Source organism: Nocardia niigatensis NBRC 100131, from assembly GCF_000308655.1.
GTDB classification, from domain to species: domain Bacteria; phylum Actinomycetota; class Actinomycetes; order Mycobacteriales; family Mycobacteriaceae; genus Nocardia; species Nocardia niigatensis.
This window is the reverse complement of sequence record NZ_BAGC01000112.1, coordinates 57074-77005: the sequence shown is the minus strand read 5'-3', so window position 1 is coordinate 77005 and position 19932 is coordinate 57074. Positions and strand designations below refer to the sequence as shown.

Annotated in this window: 21 protein-coding genes; 3 read left to right on the top strand and 18 right to left on the bottom strand. The window is 67.8% G+C overall.

Annotated elements, in window-relative coordinates; all coding sequences use genetic code 11:
* Positions 1-2 precede the first annotated feature (2 nt).
* The 6 genes from ON33_RS35045 to ON33_RS35020 form a co-directional block, all read right to left on the bottom strand.
* Positions 3-626, bottom strand: coding sequence for a TetR/AcrR family transcriptional regulator (locus ON33_RS35045; RefSeq protein WP_083869542.1), 624 nt, complete (start codon positions 624-626; stop codon positions 3-5).
* 17 nt (positions 627-643) lie between these two features.
* The gene (locus ON33_RS35040; protein ID WP_040863446.1) at positions 644-2137 is read right to left on the bottom strand and encodes a flavin-containing monooxygenase; all 1494 of its coding nucleotides are present in this window, start codon (positions 2135-2137) and stop codon (positions 644-646) included.
* A complete protein-coding gene (locus ON33_RS35035; protein ID WP_040863445.1) occupies positions 2134-2991 on the bottom strand; it encodes an SDR family NAD(P)-dependent oxidoreductase in 858 nt (285 codons plus the stop codon). Before ON33_RS35035 ends, ON33_RS35040 begins: the two co-directional genes overlap by 4 nt.
* Positions 2975-3877 (bottom strand): alpha/beta fold hydrolase, encoded by a 903-nt coding sequence (locus ON33_RS35030; RefSeq protein WP_040863444.1) that lies wholly within the window; start codon positions 3875-3877, stop codon positions 2975-2977. The genes ON33_RS35035 and ON33_RS35030 overlap by 17 nt, the downstream gene beginning before the upstream one ends.
* Positions 3874-5244, bottom strand: a complete 1371-nt coding sequence (locus ON33_RS35025; RefSeq protein WP_083869541.1) for a cytochrome P450 — start codon at positions 5242-5244, stop codon at positions 3874-3876. The genes ON33_RS35030 and ON33_RS35025 overlap by 4 nt, the downstream gene beginning before the upstream one ends.
* Before the next feature lie 142 nt (positions 5245-5386).
* Positions 5387-5671 (bottom strand): hypothetical protein, encoded by a 285-nt coding sequence (locus ON33_RS35020; protein WP_040863528.1) that lies wholly within the window; start codon positions 5669-5671, stop codon positions 5387-5389.
* 550 nt (positions 5672-6221) lie between these two features.
* Between ON33_RS35020 and ON33_RS38880 the strand changes: the two genes are divergently transcribed.
* Positions 6222-6437 carry a hypothetical protein gene (locus ON33_RS38880; RefSeq protein WP_051153351.1) on the top strand — a complete coding sequence of 72 codons (216 nt, stop codon included), beginning with the start codon at positions 6222-6224 and terminating at the stop codon, positions 6435-6437.
* Between the two features lie 66 nt (positions 6438-6503).
* Complete coding sequence (locus ON33_RS35010; RefSeq protein WP_157184906.1) at positions 6504-6902, top strand: hypothetical protein; 399 nt, start codon at positions 6504-6506, stop codon at positions 6900-6902.
* A gap of 6 nt (positions 6903-6908) precedes the next feature.
* On the opposite strand, the gene ON33_RS35005 is transcribed toward ON33_RS35010, so the two are convergent.
* The 12 genes from ON33_RS35005 to ON33_RS34950 all read right to left on the bottom strand — a co-directional run bounded on the left by ON33_RS35005 (position 6909) and on the right by ON33_RS34950 (position 17899).
* Positions 6909-7988 carry a calcium:cation antiporter gene (locus tag ON33_RS35005; protein WP_245551109.1) on the bottom strand — a complete coding sequence of 360 codons (1080 nt, stop codon included), beginning with the start codon at positions 7986-7988 and terminating at the stop codon, positions 6909-6911.
* Positions 7989-8274: 286 nt separating this feature from the next.
* The gene (thpD, locus tag ON33_RS35000; protein WP_040863441.1) at positions 8275-9159 is read right to left on the bottom strand and encodes an ectoine hydroxylase; all 885 of its coding nucleotides are present in this window, start codon (positions 9157-9159) and stop codon (positions 8275-8277) included.
* Positions 9160-9168: 9 nt separating this feature from the next.
* Positions 9169-9558: an ectoine synthase gene (locus ON33_RS34995; protein ID WP_040863440.1), complete on the bottom strand. Its 390-nt coding sequence runs from the start codon at positions 9556-9558 to the stop codon at positions 9169-9171.
* 1 nt (position 9559) lies between these two features.
* Positions 9560-10834 carry a diaminobutyrate--2-oxoglutarate transaminase gene (gene ectB, locus ON33_RS34990; RefSeq protein WP_040863439.1) on the bottom strand — a complete coding sequence of 425 codons (1275 nt, stop codon included), beginning with the start codon at positions 10832-10834 and terminating at the stop codon, positions 9560-9562.
* Between the two features lie 2 nt (positions 10835-10836).
* Entirely contained in the window at positions 10837-11373 is a 537-nt protein-coding gene (ectA, locus tag ON33_RS34985) for a diaminobutyrate acetyltransferase (RefSeq protein WP_051153370.1), read from the bottom strand.
* Between the two features lie 109 nt (positions 11374-11482).
* The gene (locus ON33_RS34980) at positions 11483-12208 is read right to left on the bottom strand and encodes a response regulator transcription factor (RefSeq protein WP_040863526.1); all 726 of its coding nucleotides are present in this window, start codon (positions 12206-12208) and stop codon (positions 11483-11485) included.
* A 288-nt stretch (positions 12209-12496) separates the two neighbouring features.
* The gene (locus ON33_RS34975; protein ID WP_245551089.1) at positions 12497-13159 is read right to left on the bottom strand and encodes a L,D-transpeptidase family protein; all 663 of its coding nucleotides are present in this window, start codon (positions 13157-13159) and stop codon (positions 12497-12499) included.
* Positions 13160-13238: 79 nt separating this feature from the next.
* Entirely contained in the window at positions 13239-13781 is a 543-nt protein-coding gene (locus ON33_RS34970; RefSeq protein ID WP_040863438.1) for a YaeQ family protein, read from the bottom strand.
* Between the two features lie 84 nt (positions 13782-13865).
* Positions 13866-14369, bottom strand: a complete 504-nt coding sequence (locus ON33_RS34965) for a winged helix-turn-helix transcriptional regulator (RefSeq protein ID WP_051153350.1) — start codon at positions 14367-14369, stop codon at positions 13866-13868.
* A complete protein-coding gene (locus ON33_RS34960; RefSeq protein ID WP_040863437.1) occupies positions 14366-16618 on the bottom strand; it encodes a molybdopterin-dependent oxidoreductase in 2253 nt (750 codons plus the stop codon). Before ON33_RS34960 ends, ON33_RS34965 begins: the two co-directional genes overlap by 4 nt.
* A gap of 40 nt (positions 16619-16658) precedes the next feature.
* Positions 16659-17303 carry a pentapeptide repeat-containing protein gene (locus tag ON33_RS34955; protein WP_040863436.1) on the bottom strand — a complete coding sequence of 215 codons (645 nt, stop codon included), beginning with the start codon at positions 17301-17303 and terminating at the stop codon, positions 16659-16661.
* Positions 17304-17407: 104 nt separating this feature from the next.
* A complete protein-coding gene (locus tag ON33_RS34950; protein WP_051153368.1) occupies positions 17408-17899 on the bottom strand; it encodes a MarR family winged helix-turn-helix transcriptional regulator in 492 nt (163 codons plus the stop codon).
* Positions 17900-17984: 85 nt separating this feature from the next.
* On the opposite strand from ON33_RS34950, the gene ON33_RS34945 reads away from it, so the two are divergent.
* Positions 17985-19766: an ABC transporter ATP-binding protein gene (locus tag ON33_RS34945; protein WP_051153349.1), complete on the top strand. Its 1782-nt coding sequence runs from the start codon at positions 17985-17987 to the stop codon at positions 19764-19766.
* Positions 19767-19932 lie beyond the last annotated feature (166 nt).

Here is a 19932-nt window from a genome sequence, read left to right as displayed (position 1 = left end):
CGCTACCCCTGGTACCGGGGCCCGACCAGCGCCAGCGCGGTTTCGACTGCCACATCGACGATTTCGATGACATCGCGCCCATCCTCCACGGTGGACGCGATGAGTTCGCGGAACCCGCCGTAGAGGATGGTCGCCATCTGCCGGGTCGGCGGATGCAGGCCCGCGCGCTGGAAACCCGATGTGGCGGTGAGGTCCTGGATGAGCGTGATGAACGACTCGGCCGCCTCCCGGTGCAGCTGCCGCGCCCGCTCCCCCAGCGCCGGGGTGTCGCGAATCCAGGCCAGCGTGATCGAGGTGTCCTCGCGCGAGGCCCCTATCCACGCCTCGATGGCCTGATGGATCTGGGTGTCCCAGGGCGCGGTCGGATCCACGGCCGCGTAGATCCGCCGCACGGTGTCGTTGTTGCGTTCGGTGAGCAGTGCCACGAAGCAGTCCTGCTTGTCGGCGAAGTGCTCGTAGAACGTCCGCCGCGAGGTCCGCGCGAGGCGGACCACGTCGGCGACGGTGGTGTCGCGGTAGCCGCGCTCGCGGACCGCGTCGGCCATGGCATCCAGCAGCCGCCGCCGGAACCCGGTGTCGGTGGCGGGTTCGGCGCTGGCGGCGGTGTCGGCGCGAGTCACGAGCATCAGCGTAGTTTCCGGGGTCAGGCGGTCACCTGTTCGGGGCCGCGTTCGGCCGCGGCCGCGGTGCGGACCGGGCGCCCGAAGCGGATGGTGCCGTCCTCGATTCGCCCGTGCCGCAAGGTGATCACATCCTGGGCGTAGTTCATGCCCAACCGCCACGGCGCCCGCGATCCGGCCCTGGGGAACCGGTCCATGGACCGCAGCACGTACCCGGCCTGGAAGTCGAGCAGCGGCGCGGTGGTCACCGTGGGATCCGGCCACGGCGTGGCCTGCGAGTACCCGTGAATGTCCATGTGCCGCAACAACCGGCAGGTGAACTCGGCGACCAGGTCGGCCTTGAGCGTCCAGGACGCGTTGGTGTACCCGATGGTGAAGGCGAGGTTGGGGACGCCGCTGAGCATCATGCCCTTGTAGGCCATGGTGTCCGGCGGCTGGATCTCCCGCCCGTCGACCGTCAGCGTGATGCCGCCGAGCGCCAGCAGGTCCAGCCCGGTGGCGGTCACCACGATGTCGGCCGGCAGTTCCTCCCCGGATTCCAGCCGTACCCCGTCCGCGGTGAACCGCTCGATGCGGTCGGTCACCACCGAGGCCCGGCCGTCCCGGATGGACCGGAACAGATCCCCGTCCGGGACCAGGCACAGCCGCTGATCCCAAGGGTTGTAGGTCGGTTTGAAATGCGTGTCGACGTCGTAGCCCTCGGGCAGCTGTTTGATGGTCTGCTCCCGGAAGAACTTGCGCATCATCTGCGGCCGCCGCTGGCTGAGCTGATAGATCAGCGTGCCGACGGCGACGTTCTTCCACCGCGTGATGGTGTACGCCCGGCGTGTCCCGAACCACCCGCGCAGCTTGGTGGCGATGGCGTCCACGCTCGGCGCGGACATGATGTAGGTCGGCGACCGCTGCAGCATGGTCACGTGCCCGGCGCTCTCGGCCATGGCCGGCACCAGGGTGACCGCGGTCGCCCCGCTGCCGATCACCACGACACGCTTTCCGGCGTAATCGAGTTCGGCCGGCCAGTGCTGCGGATGCACGATCTGCCCGCGGAAGTCGTCGAGACCGGCGAACTCGGGGGTGTAGCCCTCCTCATAGCGGTAGTAGCCGCTGCACAGGTACAGGAAGGCGCAGGTGATGGTCGAGGTCATCCCGTCGTGCTCGAACCCGACGGTCCAGCACGCCTCCTCCGACGACCACGAAGCGCCGGTCACCTTGTGCCCGTATCGGATTCGCCGGTCGATCCCCGCGTCGGCGGCCGTCTCGCGAATGTAGCCGAGAATGGCGGGCCCGTCCGCGATCGCCTCCTCCGCCACCCACGGCCGGAACCGATACCCGAGGGTGTGCATATCCGAGTCGGACCGCACCCCGGGATACCGGAACAGATCCCAGGTCCCGCCCATAGCCTCGCGCGCCTCGAGAATGGCGTAGCTGCGGCCCGGGAACGCGTCCTGGAGATGATGCGCCGCCCCGATGCCCGAGAGCCCGGCCCCGACGATCAGCACGTCCACGTGTTCGGTCATTTCCTCGCTCCTTTCGCGGCCCGGTTGCGCAGCACGCCCACGATGACCGACAGCACGTCGAAGTAATGCGTCGGCGCGACCCGGGTCAGCGCGTCGAACAGGTAGGCGTCCGGCCCGACCAGAATGCGCGCCTTGCCGCGTTCGACTCCGCGGCAGATGATTTCGGCCGCCTGCTCCGGCGTGGTCATGGTGATGGCCTCGAATTCGTCGGCCATCTGCGCCTGGGTGCGTCCCTTGCCCTCCGGGTCCTTGCGCACCCGGGCATTGCGGGCGATGTTGGTCCGGATCCCGCCCGGATGCACGGTGACCGCGGAGACGCCGGTCCCCCGGAGTTCCTGCCGCAGTGAGTCGGTGAATCCGCGCACCGCGAATTTCGCTGCGCAGTAGGCGCTTTGATACGGCATCCCCGCCAGCCCGTACACGCTGGAGGTGTTGACGATGACGCCGGTGTCCTGCTCGACCAGGATCGGCAGGAACGCACGGGTCCCGTTCACCACCCCGTCGAAGTTGATCCGCCGCAGCCATTCATCGTCCTCGGGCACGGCGTCGAGCACCGACGAGGACACCGCCACACCGGCGTTGTTGAACACCGCCGCCAAGGGCGCGGGCAGCCAGGCACGCACCTCGTCGGCGAAGGCCAGCTGGTCGGCGGCATCGCGCACGTCCAGCACCCGGGTGAGCACCGGCCCGCCGAGGGAGGCCGCCGTCTCCTTCAACCCGTCTTCGTCGATATCGGCGATGGCCACCGGCGACCCACGGCGGGAAAGCAATTGGGCCAGTCCCCGCCCGATTCCGGAGGCCGCGCCGGTGATCATGACCGGGCGGCCGGACAGGGGCCTAGTGGTTCGGGGCATCGGAACTCCTGGTTTCGGCGGTGCGGACGTGGGTGTCGATGAGGTCGGCGAAGGTGGGCCAGAGCGCGGCGGGCAGATCATGGCCCATGCCGGGGATGGTGTGCAGGCGCGCACCGGGGATGGCCGCGGCGGTGACCTGGCCACCGGTCGGGTTCACCATGCGGTCGCGGTCGCCGTGCAGGACGAGAGTCGGCGCGGTGATCGTGCGCACCTCGGCGGTCCGGTCGCCCGACTTCAGGATTCCGGCGAGCTGGCGTCCCACGCCCGCCGCCGGGCGCGGATCGCGGTCCCAGGTGGTCCCGGCGGTGGCGCGAACCCTGGCCTCGTCCAACGGATATCCCGCCGACCCGATGTGCCGGTACATGCCGACCGCGCGATCCATGTGCTCCGCCCGGGTGCTCGCGGGCTTGCGGAACATGCGCGCCCAGGTGGACAGCGCCGGTCGCCCGACCCGGGCCGCACCGGTGGTGGAGAAGATCGACGTCAGCGAGGACACGCGCTCCGGATAGCGGGCGGCGACAGTCTGCGCGATCATCCCGCCCATCGACATGCCGACCAGATGCGCCGACCGCCAGCCGAGGGTGTCGAGCAGCCCGACGGTGTCCACGGCCAGGTCGCCGAGGTCGTATTGCTGTGCGTCCCAGCGCTTCCGGGCCATGGCCAGTCCGCTCGGCGGCCGGAACCCCGCGTGCGTGGAGGCCCCGACATCGCGGTTGTCGAACCGCACCACCTCGTATCCGCGCACCACCAGCTGCGCGATCAGCCCGTCGTGCCATTCATGTTTCTGCTGTCCGAGCCCAGCGATCAGCAGCAGCGGCACACCGGCTCCCTGCCGCTCGTAGGTGAGGGTGATCCCCCGCCCGACCTCGGCGACTCGCTCGCTCATGCCGTCACCTCGGCGCCGCGCGCGTCCTGTGCCGCAGCGGGGCCGGCGGTCTCCGCCATCGGTGGCCGGGGCGCCCGCCGGTACACGACAGCCCGGCCCTTCTTCGCCGGAACCAGCGCCACACCGCGGAAGTGGGCGCGCTCGTCCGGCGCGTCGGTCGTCTCCAGGGTGAAGTCGCGCAGCAGCACCCGCAGCACCACGTTCATCTCCATGGTCGCGAACGCCGCCCCGATGCACCGGCGCGCGCCGCCGCCGAACGGAATCCAGCTGAAGGTACCCGGCCGCGCGCCGACGAACCGATCCGGATCGAAATCCCGTGGATTGGTGAACAATTCCGGATTGTCGTGCATGAGCCGGATGCTCACCATCACGTGCTGCCCGCGGGCGAGGGTCCACCGGCCCAGTTGCAGCGAGTCCGCCCGCACCTTGCGCGCGGTGGCGTCGATGACCGGCCGCACCCGCTGTGTCTCCAGCAGGGTCGCCTCGCGCAGCGCGGAGCCGCCCGCGTCGTTCTCCTCGACCAGCCGCTTCAGAATGTCCGGATGCCGCCGTAGCCGTTCGACGGTCCAGGCCAGGGAGGTGGCGGTTGTCTCGTGCCCGGCGGTGAGCAGGGTGAGCAATTCGTCGGCGATCTCGCTGTGGGTCATGGCCGAACCGTCGTCGTAGCGGGCCTGCAGCAGCATGGCCAGCACGTCATCACGCTCGCTGAGCTGCGGATCGGCGGCCGCGCGGCGGATGAGCCGTCCGACGATCTCGTCATACTGCGCGCGGTAGGCCGCGAACCGCGCCCACGGTCCGAAACGCCCGAACAGATTGCGCGGCACCGGCAGCGCCGCCAGCGCCGACCCGACCAGCACCAGTTTCGGGAGCAGCGTCCGCAATTGGTCGAATTCCGCACCCTCCGCACCGAAGACCGCGCGCAGGATCACGTTCAGGGTGATCCGCATCATCGAGTCCATGGTCGCGAACTCGCGCCCCGACGGCCAGCCGGCCATCTCGCGGACCGCCTCCTCCTCGATGAGCGATTCGTAGACCGCCAGCCGCCGCCCGTGGAACGGCGGGGTGAGCAGCTTGCGCTCCTTGCGGTGCTCCTCTCCGCGCAACGCGAAAAGCGAACCGGGGCCGAGGAATTGGCCGAGGTTGGCGTCGATGTTGTCCACCAGATCGGTGTGCGTGGTGAACAGCGCCTTGACCTCGGCGGGTTCCGACAGCACCAGGGTCGGCCCGAAGCGGGGCATCGCCACCATGAACGCCGATCCGTAGCGCTGGTGCAGGCGACGCCAGGCCCGGGTGCGCCCGGCCAGGATCTCGATGCCCTGCACGAAAGGCGGCGTGGTTGGTCCATCGGGCAGTGTCACTGTGGTCATGCGCCATCTCCCAGCCTGGTACATCTGTGTACCAATCGCACGGTACGCGGCTGTACCAGCTGTGGCAAGGGTCACTTTCCGGACATGCGGGCTACAGGACAGCCCCCAGTGAGTCCGGTGAGCGCGAGGACCGCGACGCCGTTTACAGGGCAGCGCGCAGCGGGTGTGCGGGATCGAAGATCGAGATCGGCGGACCCTCGCCCGCCGGATGCACCTGGAGCTTGCCGGTGTCGTCGATGAGGATGCGCCGCCCCGGATATGTCCGCCGTGCGATCTCCACGTCACGCTCATCGAACTGGTCGCAGCCGGTGAAAACCAGTACGCCGTAATGCAATTCGGTGGCGTACACACTGGCCGGCCAACGATGGAGCCAGACGTCGAGATCGAAGAGGGCATCGGGTTTGGGCAGGTCAGTGCCGACCGTCATGCGGGCATAGTAGTCCCGCATCGTGCCACCCGGACCGAGTTCCGCACGCGCACTTCGGCGAGTCGCCGTATGGATCGCGTCGATGTCGCGGCGCCGGCTCGGTACGCCGCCCGCACGACCCGCCGGGTCGCGGACGCCTGCGTCGACGATGTGCGGGACTCCCGCTACGACCGCATCGAACAGCGCCTGGCCATCGCCGAGGCCCTGCTCACCGGCGCAGGTCCGCCTCGGCCGTCAGGGCATCAGGGCATCAGGGCTGGGAAGAGTGACAAGCACCCGGATCGGAGTGAGCATCGATCCTGCAATTGGCCAAAGGGGTGGGTCAGCGGCCGCCGACCAGCAGCTGCACAGTGGCCTGGACGAAACCCTCGATGCGCTCCCGGGGATTGGCAGTGCCGCATCGCGGCCGAACTCCAGACCTGCAAGCCGGAGGGCGTGCCGGTCACTCGGGAGGGCGTGCAGGAGTACTACGCGAATATCCGCGCGCGCCTGTGCACCTCGGAGCGCGCCCAGGACGGCATGCGACAGCTGCTGTCCACCTCGCCGCGACATGGGGGGCTGGACCTGTGCGCTCGGCGCGCGACTGCTCTCGTTCGCCTCCATCGCGACGCTGCCCGAGTGGATGCGCAAGCTCGGCCATTTCGATCGGCCGGGACTGGTCGACATGCTGGTGAGACCCGCTGCGCGCGTGCTCGTTCGGCTGTTCTCACTCTTCGGCAAATGCCGCCGATACCGCCGAGCTGAAACGCCAGTGTTGCGCGATTGAACGAAATCGACTTGATTCGATAGGCTGGGGTTTCGCGTGCGTGCCGATCGAGCCGAGGATGATGCGATGAGGCAAGCGTTCGACGCTTGGAAACGGGCCGCAACCCGGGGCGCCAGCACCCGGGCCATCGCCGAGCGGTTGGACAGCAACGGGCCCAGGATCAAACGGCATTTGGAGGAGTCGGATCCACCGGTGGCGGATACGGTCATCGAGCTGGCCCGGGCGTACGGAGTGAATCCGGTCGAGGGGTTGATCGCGGCCGGGCTGATCACCCGCAGCGACGTCGATCATGCTGCAACGAAGGACGCGCTCGCCGAGGTGCCCATGTTGCAGTTGCTCGAGGAGGCCGTGGAGCGCGAGCGGCGGGCCGTGCAGCGGCGAGCGCCAGAGGGTGAGCACCCGGACAGCGAGGAGCGCCGGAACCGGCGGTTCCGGCGCAAGCTCGCCGAGGGGATGCCGGACTAGGCGTTCCTACGGCGCGACCGCGAGGAAACCGAACGCCGCGAAGAGCGACAGATGCACCGTGCCCTGCAACAGCGTGGCGCGCCCCGGCACCACGGTGAGCATGCCGACGACGACTGTTATTGCCAGCAGCACCATTTCGGTCGCGCCCAAGCCCAGCAGCAGCGGGGTGTCCAGCCAGATCGAGGCGACCGCGATCGCCGGAATCGTGAGGCCGATGCTGGCCATGGCCGAGCCCAGCGCCAGATTCAGGCCGACCTGCACCCGGCCGCCCCGCGCCGCCCGCACCGCGGCCAACGCCTCGGGCAGCAGCACCAGCAGCGCGATCACCACACCGACCGCCGACCGCGGCAGGCCCGCCGCGTCGACACCGGATTCGATGGCCGGGGAGACCGCTTTCGCCAGCCCGACCACGCCGGCCAGGGCCGCGATCAGCAGCCCGCCACTGAGCCAGGCCCGGCGTGCGCTCGGCCGCTCGACCTGCTCGTCCGCATCCTCGGTCCCCGGCTCGACCGGCAGGAAGTCTTCTTTGTGCCGCACGGTCTGCATGGCGATGAAACAGCCGTAGAGCACGAGTGAGGCAACCGCCGCGAAAGCCAGCTGCGCGGGCGAGAAGTGCGGCCCGGGTTCGCTGGTCGTGAAGGTCGGCAGCACCAGGCTGAGGGTGGCCAGCGTCGCCACCGTGGCCAGCGCGGCGCCCGTGCCCTCGGCATTGAAGACCGCGACCCGCCGCCGCAACGCCCCCACCAGCAAGGCCATCCCGAAGATGCCGTTACAGGTGATCATGACCGCCGCGAACACGGTGTCACGGGCCAGTGGCGCGGCCTTGTCGCCGGCCGAAACCATCAGCGCCAGAATGAGTCCGACCTCGATGACGGTCACCGCGATGGCCAGCACCAGCGCGCCGAACGGCTCACCGACGCGATGCGCCACGACCTCGGCGTGATGCACCGCGGCGAGCACGGCAGCCAGCAGGAGAGCGAATACCGGGATGTCGGCCAGCAGCGACAATTCCCGGCCCCACACCGCGGCGAGCGTCACCACGGCGAGCAGGGGTACGACGACGGTCCAGCGAATCTTGTCCAGCAGCAAGGGTTCCTCAGTGGTCGCGGGATCCGGTAGCGCGGAAATCCCTGGGACACAGCCGAATCGAACGGGCACGCACCGGTCGGCCGGTGCGTGCCCGTCTCTCGACCCACTGGAAACCATAGTGGGAAAATGAAACGTTGCGCAATCATGGTGAACCATCGACGTTCCATCGAGCGCGATCAATCCATGCAGATCACCAGCTCAGACGGTATGTCCGAGAGTTTTGTGATCGCACCCACATGGAACGACATCGACATACGAAACGAATCAGCGACCGCTCCCGCGCTCACGCCAGCGGCGTGAAATCCCGGCTGGCCAGATACTCCGGCCGCGGATGCGGCGCGGCGTACGGATCGAGCAGCGTGTTCTCGACGCTGTTGAACACCAGGAACAGGTTCGACCGCGGGAACGGCGTGATATTGCCCGCCGATCCGTGCATCAGATTCGAGTCGAACAGCAGCGCCGATCCGGCCCGCCCGGTGAACTGCGTAATGCCGTGCTTACCAGCAAGATCGGTGATGGCCGCCTGCGACGGGACGCCGATCTCCTGGCCGCGCAGGGAAACCCGGTGATGATCGACCGGCGTCTCACCCTGGCACGGGACGAAGGTGCGATGCGAGCCGGGCATCACCATGAGGCTGCCGTTGAACGGGTAGTTGTCCGACAGCGCGATGGACAGGCTCACCGCGCGCGGTGTCGGCATGCCGTCCTCGGCGTGCCAGGTCTCGAAGTCCGAGTGCCAGTAGAAGCCGGTGCCGGTGAAGCCGGGCATGTAGTTGACCCGCGTCTGATGCAGATACACCTCGGAGCCGAGGATCTCGCGGGCCAGACCGGCAATCCGGTTCTCGCGCACCAGATCCGCGATCATCGCGCTGAGCTTGTGCACCTCGAACAGGGAGCGCACCCGGTGCGACTCGCGCTCGATGACCACCCGCTCGTCCAGCACCAGGTCGGGATCGCTGGTCATCCGCTGGATCTCGGCCGCCACATCACCGACCTCGTACGGATCGAGCAGCTCGTCGACCACGGCGAACCCGTTGTCGTCGAAATCGGCGAGGGCATGGCTGCCGATCTCTCCCCAGACGGTCGGGTCGTCGCGCTCGATCGGCGGGGTGCCCACCACGGTCCGGGTGCGGTAGCGATCGATTCTTCCGTTGTCGGACACAGTCATTCGAAACTCCTAGTCGACGGCGACGAGCGGGTACACACCGTGCTCGTCGTGCACCTCCTGCCCGGTCACCGGCGGATTGAACACGCACAGCATGCGCATCCGGGTGCGGGCGAAGAGGCGGTGCCGTTCGTGGCCGTTCAGCAGGTACATCGAGCCGGGGCCGAGCTCGTAGGTGGTGCCGTTGTCGAGATCGACCAGGGTGCCGTCACCCTCGACCAGCCAGACGGCCTCCACATGGTTCCGATAGTGGAACTCGTGGACGGTCTCGGCGTCGATCGTGGTCTCGTGGAACGAGAACCCGACCCGGTCGCCGCCCAGCACGATGCGCTTGCTGCGCCAGCCGGGACCGGCGACATCCCTGTCGGTGCCGGTGATCTCGGCGGTGGTGCGCACGATCATGTCAGCGCCCCCGCCCGCCGCAGACGGCGTCCAGCGAGGCGGCCAGCAGCTCCAGGCCGTGATCCAGCTCGTAGTCGGAAATGGTCAGCGGCGGAAGCAGTTTCACCACCTCGTCCTCGGGACCGGAGGTCTCCACCAGCAACCCGCGCTGGAACGCGGAGGCGCACACCTTCTCCGCGTGCGAGGCGTCGTCGAACACCAGGCCGTGCACCAGACCGCGCCCACGCGCACCGACACCGTCGAAGGCCGCGGCCATGCCGGTCAGGGCACGATCGATGCGGTCCCCCTTGGCCCGCGTGGCAGACTCGAGGGCATCGTCGGCCCAGTAGTGCTCCAGCGCCGCACGGGCGGTGACGAAGGCCGGGTTGTTGCCGCGGAAGGTGCCGTTGTGCTCACCCGGCTTCCACAGGTCCAGCTCCGGCTTGAACAGCACCAGCGCCAGGGGCAGGCCGTAGCCGCCGATGGACTTGGACAGCGTGACGATATCCGGTGTGATACCGGCCATTTCGAAGGAGAAGAACGGCCCGGTGCGGCCGCAGCCCATCTGCACGTCGTCGACGATCAGCAGAATCTCACGGGCCGAGCACAATGCGGCCAGCTGACGCAGCCACTGCACGCTCGCGAGATTGACACCGCCCTCGCCCTGCACGGTTTCGACGATCACGGCGGCCGGGCTGTCCAGGCCGGAGGAGGCGTCGTCGAGCACGCGCTCCATCCACTCGAACGAATCATCGTCCGCGCCGGACAGATAACCGTCGAAGGGCATCGAGGTGGCGTGCTGCAGCGGCACGCCCGCGCCCGCCCGCTTGGCGGCATTGCCGGTGACCGACAGCGCGCCCAGCGTCATACCGTGAAAAGCGTTGGTGAAGTTGAGGATCTCGGTGCGGCCGGTCACCTTGCGGGCCAGCTTGAGCGCGGCTTCCACCGCGTTCGCACCGGTGGGTCCGGGGAACTGCACCTTGTAGTCCAGGCCGCGCGGCTTCAGGATCCGGTCGCGCAGCGACTGCAGCAGATCACGCTTGGCGACCGTCGACATGTCCAGGCCGTGGGTGATGCCGTCCCCCGCGATGTACTCGAGCAGCGACTGCTTCAGCACCGGGTTGTTGTGGCCGTAGTTGAGCGCACCGGCGCCGGCGAAGAAGTCCAGGTACTCCCGGCCCGATTCATCGCGCAGCCAGGAACCGGACGCGGTGTTGAAGACCGTCGGCCAGGAGCGGCAGTAGCCGCGCACATTCGACTCGAGATCCGCGAAAACTGTCATATCGGGGATAGTCATGGTCACAGCCATTCCTCCTGAGTGGTGACCGGTGCGATGCGGTAGAGGTCCTCGGGCTGATGCCCGCCCGGAAACTGATCCGCCGTGAACAACGTGGTGCGGGTCAGAGCCGCGCCACGTCGGCGGGCCAGCGAGGCGAACATGGCGACCGAGGCCGGATTGTCGGGGGCAATGGTGGTTTCGAGTTGCGTGACTCCCCGCGACGCGGCGCTCTCGAGCAGCGCGTCGAGCATGTCCACGCCCAGGCCGTGCCCGCGATGGGGCTGGTCGACCGCCACCTGCCAGATGAACAGGATCTGCGGCCAGGCGGGCCTGGTGTAGCCGATGACGAAACCGGCTATCTCGCCGTTGATTTCGGCGACCATCGAGGTGTCCGTGAAATCCCGGCACCACAACAGATAGGCATAGCTGGAGTTGGTGTCGAGGACCCGGGAGTCCTCGGCAATGCGCCACATACGTGCGCCGTCGGCGAGCACTGGCTCCCGGATCTGGATGGTTTGCTGGGATATCGCGTCAAATTTGCTGATTGGGATCTGCATGACCACTTCAGCCTGACGGCGAAATTTTGAGGTCTTCCATGCGAACTCATTGCGATCTCATGACGATCCGATGACTCCGCAACACTCGCACGACCGACCGTGAATACGCCTATCGCGGCATGTCGAGGCGATATCCGAGGCCGCGCACGGTCACCACGATGCGTGGCTCCGAGGGATCGGTCTCAATTTTCGTGCGCAGCCGGCGCACGTGAACGTCGACGAGACGCTCGTCACCGAAGAAGCCTTCGTCCCAGGCACGTTCGAGCAACAGCGTGCGGCTGAGCACGCGACCGGGGTTGGCCGCGAGTTCGCATAACAGCCGGAACTCGGTGACGGTCAACGGAATTTGCTCCTCGCCCCGTCGCACCACACCTCCGTCCGGCGAAAGCACCAGCGGCGCATCATCATCGGTGTCGAGTACGATCTCCACCGGGGGTTCGGCCGCCGGATCCTCCGGCAGTCCGCCCAGGTGCGGCCGGCGTCGCAGCGCCCGCATGCGCGCGCTGATCTCCTTGAGCTCGAACGGCTTCGTCACGAAATCGTCGGCCCCGGCCTCCAGGGCGGCCACGACATCATGGGTGTCCGCGCTGGCGCTGACCACCATGATCGGCACCTCGTGCGCGCGGCGCACCTCACGGATACAGGTGAAGGCGTCCATCTCGCCGACCAGCAGGTCCACGATCATGACATCCGGCGCGCCATGGTTGCGCAGCCGCTCCAGGGCGGCCTCGGCCGCGCCGGCCTCGGCGACCTCGTAGCCCTCCCCTTCCATCGCCGCCCGCAGGGCGCTGCGGACCCGGTAGTCGTCCCCCACGATCATCAGGCTCGCGCCCATCATCCATATCCTTTCGCCCGAAGGACGCCCCGAACACATCCAGCGGACAATCACCGAGCTCGGTGATCGCGTTCGACAAGGTCGAATACCCGGACCTTAGTTCAACGAAACATCCAGACATCCCAGGAATGCGAGCCGATAGCTCACACACATCACCGCGATTGCTGCCTGTCAGGCGGGGCAAATGCGGAACAGCAACGCTCGCCGTCGGCATTCGCGAACGTCAGAGCCGCTTCGGTCGCATTTGCGACATTGTGAGAACAGGCACAGGCGGTTTCGGCCGCGAAATCAGTGTTTCTGCTGGTTATCCAGGGCTTCGATGTCGATGACCGGGCCGCGGTCCGGGTCGAGCCAGCGCATCACACGATCCAGATCCGCGCCCGGCAGCGCTACACAGCCCGCGGTAGGGGTGCCGTCGCCGACATGGAGGAAGTAGGCCGAACCCGCGCCCGGGACGACCGGCGAACGGTTGTAATCGATGACCACCGCATGGTCGTAGGCCGGGCCCGCCGTACCCAGGTCCTCACCCGCGGACTCGTCGAACGGGCAGGTTCCGGGGGCGCAGGAGTAATGGGTGTTGTAGAAGCGCGAGGTGGTGTCGGAGACCCACCAATCCGACGCTGTCACTCGGCGGTACGGGAGCCTGGTGCCGTTATTGGGCGAGATGCCGAAAGCTTCTGTCAGCGTCCAGGTTCCGACGGGGGAACGCGTGGCCTGTTCGCTGGTGCGGCCGATGCCCTGGGCGCCTACATCCGCCCGGAGGGGGCCGATCGCTCGAACCCATCGTGCGCCGGAGCGATCCCAGGCGGTGAGGGTCGCCCTGGTCGCTGTGGGAGAATCAGCGGTCACCGTGATGAGCTGGTCGGCCGGGCCGGTGTAGGCGGGCTGTTCTTCCGGCTGCGCGGTGTGCTTCTGCGCGCAACCGGCTGCGACCAGGGCTAGTGCTGCCACGGCTGCTATCGCCGGGCGAGGGTGGGTTCGAGGCATCGTGGTTGTCAGTCTGCCTGAGGTGGGGTGCTCGGGTCGCGATTCAGACGAGGGAGTGTTCCTCGATCGGGGTGGCGAGGGAGGTGCCGTTCAGGTCCAGGTAGAGGTGGCGGTCGGTGATCGAGAGGGTGAGGGTGTTGCGGCGGTCGAGGGCGGCGGTGGCGGCGTCGATGACCGAGCGGTCGAAGGCGTAGAGGGGGATCCGGTCGGCCTGGTGGATGCGTCTGCCGGCCAGTTGGGCGAGCACCTTGGCCGGGTCCCGGTGGGTGTAGATGGCCACGCGGTCGGCCAGTTTGCCGGCGCGGTGGATGCGGTCGGCGTCCGGCGCGCCCACGTCGATCCAGGTGGTGAGACGCCCGGTCAGGTCACGAATGAGGACCGGCGGCTCATCGGTGGAAGACACCCCACCGTCACTGAACGCGATCCCCTCCTCATATTCCAGGCAGTAGGCCAGGATCCGAGTCACCATGTACTCGCCGGTCTCCGAGGGATGCCGCGCAACCCGCAACTCCAGCTCCTCGTAGACCCCCCGATCCACGTCAGCCAGCTGCACATTCACGTTGTAGAGAGTCGCGTTCAGGGCCATAGTGCCTGCAGCCTAAACAACCGAGGTTCGAGCACCCCGTGAACCCCACCTCGAGCAAACTATCGCATTGTGATACAGGCTTTTTCAGCCCTCGTCGCCGAAACGACCGGTTGCCAGAGCCGCATTCCGAAGTCGTGCCGGAAACCCCGGCCCCAGCCGAGCGGAAATATCCTCGTGCCGCAAGGGCTCCCGGCAATGCGAGCACACCACCTCGGCGTGCGTATCGTGATCGCACGCCGTGTGGTGCAGCACCACCGGTTCTCCGGATTCCGGAGCCAGGTACCGGTCTCCCCAGGCCATCATGGCCGCGATGACCGGAAAGAAATCGCGCCCCTGATCGGTCAGCCGGTATTCGTGGCGAACCGGCCGCTCCTGGTAGGGAACCTTGGTCATCAGCCCCGCCTCCACCAATCGGTTCAGCCGCTGGGTAAGAATATTGCGGCTGAGTCCGAGGGTGGATTCGAAATCGTCGAAGCGCTTGGCGCCGTAGAAAGCTTCGCGGAGGATGAGCGGCGTCCACCAGTCGCCCAGCAGGTCGACGGTGCGGGCGACGGTGCACGGCCAGTTCGCGAAACTCGTTCGTTTCATGAGGTCACGGTATCCAGGCGGGCCGGAACGTACTTGTGCCAGGGGGTGCCGACCCACTCGTCGCGGTCCTCGAAGGAGGTCAGCTCGTTCGGGGCGGTGCCGGTGGTGACCGAGGTGCCGTCCGGCGCGGCGACCGAGAGGCCGAATCCATTGGGCAGCGACAGGTGGCCCGGGCGCATGCGATCGGTGGGTTCGACCGGAACCTGCGCGGTGCCGCGGCGCGTGGTGACCTGGACCAGATCACCGGCCGTGAGCCCGAGCCGCTCGGCATCGCCGGTGCTGATGCGCAGGGTGCCCGCCGCATCACGCTTGCGCCAGGCCGGATCTCGGAAGATGGTGTTGGCCGTGAAGGCCCGGCGCTCACCGGCGGAGAGGATGAACGGCCACTCCGCGCTGTCGGCCTCGGCCGGCACGGGCAGGGTGGCGACGACCTCCAGCAGCTCCGGAATCTCCAGCCGGATCACCTTGTCGCGCACCCGATTCCAGGTTTCGGCGTAATCGTCCTCGGAGATCACGATGCCGTGCTCGCCCGCCAGAATTGCCTCGAACAGCCGCTCCCCGGCCTCCAGACCCGTTCCGTAGCCGGCCCGTTCGACGCTGGCCGGGAATCTGCGCACCATGTTGTAGGCCGCTGCCCACAGCAGCGCCGCCGAGGCCGCGCCCTCGGGCAGCGTCTCCCCGAGCGTCCGATACAGCAGCACGGGAGCGAGCTTCGACCGTGCCGGATCACCGAGAATCCCCAGGAAGGCCATGGCGAACGCGTCCCGCCCCTGCGCCAGGGCGGCCCGCAGCGGCGCGTAGTCCGCCTCGCTCAGCACGCCCGCGGCCTCGACCAGCCGCGCGTGGATCTCGGGCTCGGGCAGCACGCCCTCGGGGGCGGGCAGCACCGGATGACGCAGGTGGAAGATATTGCGCGGGAAGTCGAAGTTGAAGAACGTGGCCTCGTACTTCTCGAACTGGGTGGGCGCGGGCAGCACATAGTCGGCCAGGCGTGCGGTCTCGGTCATGGCGACGTCGATGACGACCACCAGTTCGAGGGCTTCCAGTGCCTTCCGCATACGCGCCGAATCCGCCAGCGAGTGCGCCGGATTCGCGCTCTCGATGAACATTGCCCGGTAGCGCTGGGGGTGATCGGTGAGGATCTCCTCGCTGATCACATTGCACGGCACCAGCCCACTCACGATCTGCGCGCCGGCCACGGGGCTCTTGGGTCCTTCGCCCGCCGGATGCCCGCGGTCGTGGCCGAGGTTGGTGAGACCGGTGAAAGCGTACTGGGTGCCGGGCTTTCCGACATTGCCGGTGAGCAGCCACACCAGTTTTTCGACATAGCTGACCACCGTCGAGTACCGGTTCATCTGCACGCCGAGATCCTCGAGCGCGGCGACCGACTCCGCGCGAGCCAGCCGGCGGGTCGCGGCGGTCACCAGATCCAGGTCGACATCGGCGATGGCGCAGTACTTTTCGATCGGTACCGCCCGCAGCACGGGCAGCACCGCGTCCAGGCCACTGGTGTGCTCGGCCAGCCAAGCCTCGTCGATCAGGTTGTCGCGCACCAGGATCGCGGCCATGGCCGTCAGCAGGTACACATCGGTGCCGGGCCGCAGCTGGAGGTGGAAGTCCGCCAGCTCGGCGGTCTCGGTGCGGACCGGATCGAGCACGATCATCGATCGCGCCGGGTCCTTGGCGATCTCCTTCAGCACCGTGCGCGCCCGCGGAAACCCGTGCGACTGATACGGATTCTTGCCGATGAAGAACGCCACCTCGGCGTGCTCGACATCCGCGCGCATCGGATAGCCGGTCATCCGCGCGCCCACCCAGAAGTCACCGGTCTTCTCCTGCGCCAGCGCGCTCGACCGGTACTTCATGCCGTAGGCGGCCATGGTCGCCGGGGCGTACGCGCCGCCCAGGTGGTTGCCCTGCCCGCCACCGCCGTAGTAGAAGATCGACTCTCCACCGAAGCGGTGGCCCACCTCGAGCAGCCGGGCCGACACCTCGGAAATCGCGGTCTCCCAATCGATTTCCTCGAAGCTGCCGTCCGCCCGCCGCCGCAGCGGCGAGGTCAGCCGCCCGGTGTGCCCGTTCTGGTAGCGGTCCAGCTGCAGGGCCTTGTTGCAGGTGTAGCCCTCCGACGCCGGATGCAGCTTGTCGCCGCGGATCTTCTCGAAGGACCGGCCGTCCGGCCCGAGCAGCACCTGAATGCCGCAGTTGCACTCGCACAGGATGCACGCCGTAGGCCGCCACTCCGTCATGTGAGGAGCGTAACTCGAGTCAGTTCACTAGCGCTACTGACTAGAGATCTTTGACCTCGATACCGAAGGCGTGGGCGAACACCGGGGCCAGCTCGAGCAGCTGTGTATTGGTGACCAGCGCGCCGGACAGCGACTCGACCCCACCGGAGATGCCGACCGACCGGGCCTGACGCAGGTCCACCTTCTTCAACTTGGCATTGCGCAGCGACAGCCCGGAGACCTCCGAACCGGGGAAGGTCACCGAGGTCAGCTTGGCCTCGCTGATATCCATATCGCGCAGTACGCAATCCACGAACGACACGTCCGTCAGCACCGCGCCGCGCAGGTTCACCGAATCGAACTTGCAGTTGTGGAAGCTCACCCGCCGCAGCGTCGACCCGAACGCCTCCACCCCCGACATGGCCGCGAGCACGAATTCCGCGTCCATCCAGGTGGTTTCGGAGAGATCGGTCCGAATCCAGCGGGTGCTGCCCAGCCAGACATCGTTGAACCGCGAGTACCGGAAGAAGCCGCCGGTCACCGTGGTGGCCGAGATGGCGCATTCGGTGAAGGTCACGCCCCGCAACCGCGGGTCGTCGAGCGATAGGCCCTCGAAGTGGGCACAGTCGTAGGCGCCCTCGTCGAGCAGCGCGTCCTGGGGCTCCAGGAAACGCGCGAAGGGCAGGTCGGCCAGCTCACGCGGCATATCGGCTCCTGATCGGGTCGAGGTGGATAGCGGATCAGCGCATCGCTCTCCGACGGTAGTCGAGGCCCCGACGTCCCCACCGTTCCTCGCACCGCCGAAGGGGATCAGCGCGGCGCGCAGTCGTCGGCGGCCAGCGCGGCGAGCAGCTCCCGCAAGGTGTGGCGCTGGTCGGGCGAGAGCGCGGCGAAGATCTCCTCGGCCGCGTCGCGGCGCGCCTCGGACATCCGCGTCAGCACCCGGCGGCCCGCCGCGGTCGGCGTGACCAGGGTGGCACGCCGATTGACCGGATCCGGTTCGCGATCAACGAGACCCGCCGCGAACAGCGCGTCGACGACGGTCGTGGCCGAGCGCGGCACGATGCCCAGCAGCTCCGCGAGAGCGGACATGCGCAGCGGTTCGTCGCCGTGCTCGTCGGCCCGGCCGATGATGCGCAGCGCGCGGGCCTGGGCCGGGGTGAGGCCCAGCGGGGACAGCCGCGCCGACTGGGTGCGGCGCAGGCGTTTGGTCGTGCGCAGGAAGAGTTCGGCGAGGTCGTCGTCGGGGACGGCACGATCCTCGGCGGTCGCGCGCGGCTCGTCCGCGGGGCTGCTCGACATGATCCCGAGCATAACTCATTGTCCTCGGAACAATTATGAGCCAAACTCAGTTATAGCGCGTGACTCCCTGCGAAAGGAGGCGCTGATGGCTTCACAACCTGAACTTCGCCGGATCGTCCGGCTCTTTCATCCGTATCGCGGGCGCTTGGCCCTGGTCGCGGCCCTGGTGGGTTTGGCCTCGCTGGCCGGCCTGGCTTCCCCGTTCCTGCTCCGCGGCATCATCGACGACGCCCTGCCGCACGGTCGCACCGGACTGCTGACCGTACTGGCCGTGGGCATGATCGCGGTGGCCGCGCTGAACAGCGTGTTCGGCGTGTTCCAGACCTACATCTCGACCGCGGTCGGTCAGGACGTCATGCACGATCTGCGGTCGGCGGTCTACGCGCGGCTGCAAGCCATGCCGCTGTCCTTCTTCACCACCACCCGGACCGGCGAGGTGCAGTCGCGCATCGCCAATGACATCGGCGGCATGCAGTCCACGGTCACCTCGACCATCACCTCGCTGGTCTCCAACTTCACCTCCGTCGTCGCCGCGGTCATCGCCATGTTCGCGCTGGACTGGCGGCTCACGCTGGTCTCGCTGGTCATGCTGCCGCTGTTCGTGTGGATCAGCCGCCGGGTCGGCTCCGAGCGCCGGCGCATCACCGCGGAGAAGCAGCGCAAGCTGGCGGGCATGTCGGCGATCGTGGAGGAATCGCTGTCGGTGAGCGGAATCCTGTTGTCGCGCACCATGGGCCGCTCGCCCGCGCTGGTCGAGGATTTCACGCGGGAATCGCGGGGGCTGGTGGATCTGGAGATCCGCTCCAGCATGGCCGGGCGGTGGCGGCAGTCGACCATCTCGATCGTGATGGCGGCCATGCCGGCGGTCATCTACTGGGCCGCGGGCATGACCGTGGCCAACGGGCATCCGCTGGTGTCGATCGGCACGCTGGTCGCGTTCACGACGCTGCAGAGCGGCCTGCTGCGGCCGACCGTCATGCTGTTGTCGACCGGCGTCGATGTTCAGAGCTCATTGGCGCTGTTCGGGCGGATCTTCGAATACCTGGATCTGCGACCGGATATCGAGGAGCCGGAGCGTCCCACTCACCTGCCGCGGCAGGTGACCGGAGCGGTGCGGTTCGAGCGGGTCGGGTTCGCCTACGACGCGGATCGAGATGTGCTGAGCGACATCGATATCGACGTTCCCGCCGGGTCGAGTCTGGCGATCGTCGGCGAAACCGGTTCGGGGAAGACGACTCTCGGCTATCTGGTGGCGCGGCTCTACGACGTGACGTCCGGACGGGTCACCGTCGACGGCGTCGATGTGCGGGACCTGGCCTTCGCCGACCTGTCCTCGGCGGTGGGCGTGGTCTCCCAGGAGACCTACCTGTTCCACTCCTCGGTCGCCGACAATCTGCGCTTCGCGAAACCCGATGCGACAGACGCGGAACTGCATACCGCGGCGCGCGCCGCACAGATCCACGACCACATCATGAGCCTGCCCGACGGGTACGACACCGTGGTCGGTGAGCGCGGGTACCGGTTCTCCGGCGGCGAGAAGCAGCGGCTGGCGGTGGCGCGGGCCATCCTGCGCAATCCGCCCATCATGGTGCTCGACGAGGCGACCAGCGCGCTCGACACCCGGACCGAACGAGAAGTGCAGGCGGCGATCGACGCGCTGTCGGCGAATCGCACCACCATCACGATCGCGCACCGGCTGTCCACGATCCGGGACGCCGATCAGATCGTGGTGCTCGATCACGGGCGGGTCGTGGAACGCGGCACCCACCGGGAACTGGTGGAGCGCAACGGTTTCTACGCCGATCTGCTGGCGCGCGACGCCTTCGACGATGTCGTGGGTGACGTGGTCGGAGCGCTCGAACCCTGAACCCGGACAGCGCAAAGCCCTGTCGTCGACGCTGACGACAGGGCCGCTCTCCCTACCAGCCGATACTCCCGCCGAGAGGGACGTTCACCCAGCTGGGCGTGTTCGAATCGGGATCGATGTGCTGGGGCCGCTGCGTACCCAACGGTCGGACTGTAATGGCCGACAC

Coding starts and splice junctions, on each gene's coding strand:
- ON33_RS35045 (WP_083869542.1), bottom strand. CDS start 626: ATGCTCGTGACTCGCGCCGACACCGCCGCCAGCGCCGAACCCGCCACC.
- ON33_RS35040 (WP_040863446.1), bottom strand. CDS start 2,137: ATGACCGAACACGTGGACGTGCTGATCGTCGGGGCCGGGCTCTCGGGC.
- ON33_RS35035 (WP_040863445.1), bottom strand. CDS start 2,991: ATGCCCCGAACCACTAGGCCCCTGTCCGGCCGCCCGGTCATGATCACC.
- ON33_RS35030 (WP_040863444.1), bottom strand. CDS start 3,877: ATGAGCGAGCGAGTCGCCGAGGTCGGGCGGGGGATCACCCTCACCTAC.
- ON33_RS35025 (WP_083869541.1), bottom strand. CDS start 5,244: ATGACCACAGTGACACTGCCCGATGGACCAACCACGCCGCCTTTCGTG.
- ON33_RS35020 (WP_040863528.1), bottom strand. CDS start 5,671: ATGACGGTCGGCACTGACCTGCCCAAACCCGATGCCCTCTTCGATCTC.
- ON33_RS38880 (WP_051153351.1), top strand. CDS start 6,222: ATGGGGGGCTGGACCTGTGCGCTCGGCGCGCGACTGCTCTCGTTCGCC.
- ON33_RS35010 (WP_157184906.1), top strand. CDS start 6,504: ATGAGGCAAGCGTTCGACGCTTGGAAACGGGCCGCAACCCGGGGCGCC.
- thpD (WP_040863441.1), bottom strand. CDS start 9,159: ATGACTGTGTCCGACAACGGAAGAATCGATCGCTACCGCACCCGGACC.
- ON33_RS34995 (WP_040863440.1), bottom strand. CDS start 9,558: ATGATCGTGCGCACCACCGCCGAGATCACCGGCACCGACAGGGATGTC.
- ectB (WP_040863439.1), bottom strand. CDS start 10,834: ATGACTATCCCCGATATGACAGTTTTCGCGGATCTCGAGTCGAATGTG.
- ectA (WP_051153370.1), bottom strand. CDS start 11,373: ATGCAGATCCCAATCAGCAAATTTGACGCGATATCCCAGCAAACCATC.
- ON33_RS34980 (WP_040863526.1), bottom strand. CDS start 12,208: ATGGGCGCGAGCCTGATGATCGTGGGGGACGACTACCGGGTCCGCAGC.
- ON33_RS34970 (WP_040863438.1), bottom strand. CDS start 13,781: ATGGCCCTGAACGCGACTCTCTACAACGTGAATGTGCAGCTGGCTGAC.
- ON33_RS34965 (WP_051153350.1), bottom strand. CDS start 14,369: ATGAAACGAACGAGTTTCGCGAACTGGCCGTGCACCGTCGCCCGCACC.
- ON33_RS34960 (WP_040863437.1), bottom strand. CDS start 16,618: ATGACGGAGTGGCGGCCTACGGCGTGCATCCTGTGCGAGTGCAACTGC.
- ON33_RS34955 (WP_040863436.1), bottom strand. CDS start 17,303: ATGCCGCGTGAGCTGGCCGACCTGCCCTTCGCGCGTTTCCTGGAGCCC.
- ON33_RS34950 (WP_051153368.1), bottom strand. CDS start 17,899: ATGTCGAGCAGCCCCGCGGACGAGCCGCGCGCGACCGCCGAGGATCGT.
- ON33_RS34945 (WP_051153349.1), top strand. CDS start 17,985: ATGGCTTCACAACCTGAACTTCGCCGGATCGTCCGGCTCTTTCATCCG.